Source organism: uncultured Thiocystis sp., from assembly GCF_903866365.1.
In the GTDB taxonomy this organism is placed as follows: domain Bacteria; phylum Pseudomonadota; class Gammaproteobacteria; order Chromatiales; family Chromatiaceae; genus Chromatium.
In genome coordinates this window covers 1-2,296 of sequence record NZ_CAIPNF010000007.1, presented here as the reverse complement: position 1 = coordinate 2,296, position 2,296 = coordinate 1, and the positions used below count along the sequence as shown (strand labels likewise).

At 59.6% G+C, this 2,296-nt stretch carries 1 protein-coding gene; it reads right to left on the bottom strand.

Annotated features, from left to right (window positions below; all coding sequences use genetic code 11):
• Positions 1-416: 416 nt before the first annotated feature.
• Positions 417-2,141, bottom strand: a complete 1,725-nt coding sequence (locus QZY07_RS00250) for a VWA domain-containing protein (RefSeq protein ID WP_363183479.1) — start codon at positions 2,139-2,141, stop codon at positions 417-419.
• Positions 2,142-2,296 lie beyond the last annotated feature (155 nt).

Below are 2,296 nucleotides of genomic sequence, written 5' to 3'. Positions count from 1 at the left end.
AGACGAACACTGGGACGCCTGCCTCGACGTGCTCAAGGAACGTCCGCGCCGCCGTCGCTTGCAAACCGTTCCGGCCAGGGTCATGCAGATGATGAACTCACAAGTGCGTCAACGGTGCGGTTAAGTTGGCGCTTATGGGAGCGATCCCCATGGGTGGATGAACCCGGCGGCAGTGCCGGGAAGTTAACGCACAATCAGTGCGTCTTGGTCTCGCGGAACAGGCATCGTTCGGCGCGTTTGCCAGGGTTGAAGGCAGATACCGGGCGGTGATCACCCAGGACGAGTGTCCACACTTCGTCCGGTGTCCGTTCGTGATCGGATCGGCCGATCAGGTGCTGGTCCAATCTTTCCATCGACATCCTTTATAGCCTGCTGACCCACCGAAACCATCGGCGGACCCGCAGGCGGCCGTGGCCCTAAACGAGGAACTGCTCGGCGAGACCGAACAGCGTTTGCTTGAGATCGGCGGGAGAATCGATCTGGATGTGACGTGGAAACAGCCACGACACGTCGATCTTGATGCCAATGCCGGCGATCTCGATGCCGGTCGCCTGGCAGTGTTGGATGATGTCCGTCGCCCCGATCACGTCATCGGGCTTGCCGTCGGTCATCACCAGGATCACCCGCTTCCGCTCTTGTCGCTGCAGGAGATCGGCGGCGGCGTACCACAACGCCGATGTCAAGGGCGTCCCACCGCGCGCCGGTTGCAGGAAAGCGCCGGCACGGCTGGCAGGCCGTTGCCCATGCTGGATCAGGCGGGAGACCTTTTCGTCCTCGCCAAACATGCCTGGAAAGGCCGTCACCGCGACCGACACGCCTTGAATGGTGTCGAGTGCCAGTGCTAGCGCCAAGGCGGCGTTCTGAGCGATCTCGCCCAGCGATTCGCCGCCATAATCGTTGCCCATCGATCCCGACAGGTCGATGAGAACCTGCACCGCCGTATTCGGTGCCGTCCGTTCCGTCTTCCGGGCGAACAGCCTCGAATCGCCAACGCCCGCACGGTGCAGACGGTGAGCGACCAGTTTTTTCCCCTGATGAACGGCGTATGGCCGATCCATTTGGGCGGATTGCACCAACCCTTGCAGTTGGGCGGTTAAGGCCCGCGATTCCCCTCGAACGTCATGGAGAAGGCGTTTTCCTTGTGGATTCAAACGGGCGTCCTCCCCGATCGGGAGCACGGTCTGGCGTCCACTCCTCCTCGACGCGTTTGTCAGCAGCGTTTTAGCGGTCTCGAACAGATCCTGATCGAGATCGTTTTCTTCAGCCTCCAGCACCTGTTGGAGGGTTATTGACGTCTTCCCAGAGTCACCTTCGGAGTTGCCCCCGGAGTCACCCTTGGCGTCCTCGGAATCGTCCCCGGAGTCGCCCTTGGAGTCCTTAGAGTCATCCCCGGAGTCACCCTTGGCGTCCTCGGAGTCGTCCCCGGAATTGCCCTCGGAATCCTCGGAGTCGCCTCCGGAATCATCTCCGGAATCACCCTTGGAGTCCTCGGAATCGCTCTTGGCGTCGTTTTGCGACGGCTCGGCAGCCTGTTTCTCCTCCTTCAGCAGTTGAATGATCCGCTCTGCCAACTGGTTAGCTTCGGTGGTACTTCTCAATCTTGGCACTTCGGTGGTCATCCCCATCAAGCGACGAACCGTCGACGCGGGGAATGTCTGACGAAGCACCTTTTCCGCTTGCGCCGCGAAGGCGGTCAGGGCGGTTTGTTCCAACACCCTGCATCGCAGGGTCAACAGCAGATAGCCGGTCAAAATGGACGCCGGGTGATCTTGCTGGCCAGGTGCGCACAATTGGCGATTGTCGATCATCCAATCGACGACCCTTTCCAGGGTCTTTTTCGTCCCTGGGTAGGCGCGGCGGATGGCCTGCTCAATGCGGATGTCCTCCAGAATGTTAAGCAAGGTCTTCTGAAGTGGCGACTGGAGCGCCGCAGCGCGGAACACCGTCATGTCGGTACGGCGAACATGACTGGCCTCATGTGCCAAAAATCCCCACGCGACCTCGCGCAGGGCGGACTCCGGCGGAAGATCCGGGATCCAGATGGTGTTGCCATCGGTACTGGCCGTGTGGCTGGCGGTTGCGCCACCGACGATGACGTTTACGCCGAACTTGCGTCCGAGCGCCGTGGCCACGATGGGCATGGCCCGATGCAGGGTCTTAGAGTCTGTTCAGAAAGTTTATCTAATGAAATTAGATTGTTGCAGTTTGACTTACACATGAAATTTAGGCAAAAGCCGATTTCCGTCCAGTTTGTGCTCCCATGCTTGAAAAAACATATGCAATTCAACAGGGACTT

Coding starts and splice junctions, on each gene's coding strand:
- QZY07_RS00250 (WP_363183479.1), bottom strand. CDS start 2,141: ATGCCCATCGTGGCCACGGCGCTCGGACGCAAGTTCGGCGTAAACGTC.